The organism is Stenotrophomonas sp. GbtcB23 (genome assembly GCF_019091045.1).
GTDB lineage: Bacteria > Pseudomonadota > Gammaproteobacteria > Xanthomonadales > Xanthomonadaceae > Stenotrophomonas > Stenotrophomonas rhizophila_A.
The window spans coordinates 1-233 of record NZ_JAGXKC010000719.1 but is presented as its reverse complement, the minus strand read 5'-3'; the positions used below and the strand labels follow the sequence as shown (position 1 = coordinate 233).

The window sequence follows — 233 nt, the reverse complement described above, 5'->3', positions numbered from 1 at the left end:
GTGATCTTCCTGGCCATGCTGGTGGGCCAGCCGATCGCCGGCGCGCTGTGCCTGCGCGGTAGCGATTCCCTGTACGGGCGCAACTGGGGCGGCGCCACCCTGCCCGGCCTGCACTTTGAATCCTGCTACTACCAGGGTATCGAGTCCTGCCTGCGCGAAGGGCTCACCCGTTTCGAGCCCGGCGCGCAGGGAGAGCACAAGCTGGCGCGTGGCTTCCTGCCACACCCGGTACG

The 233-nt window shown here is 68.7% G+C and carries 1 protein-coding gene; it reads left to right on the top strand.

All coding sequences use genetic code 11. The features are described from left to right. Nucleotides 1-233, top strand: a 233-nt coding sequence (locus KVS69_RS20695) for a peptidogalycan biosysnthesis protein (protein ID WP_217540222.1), incomplete at both ends; no start/stop codon positions are given.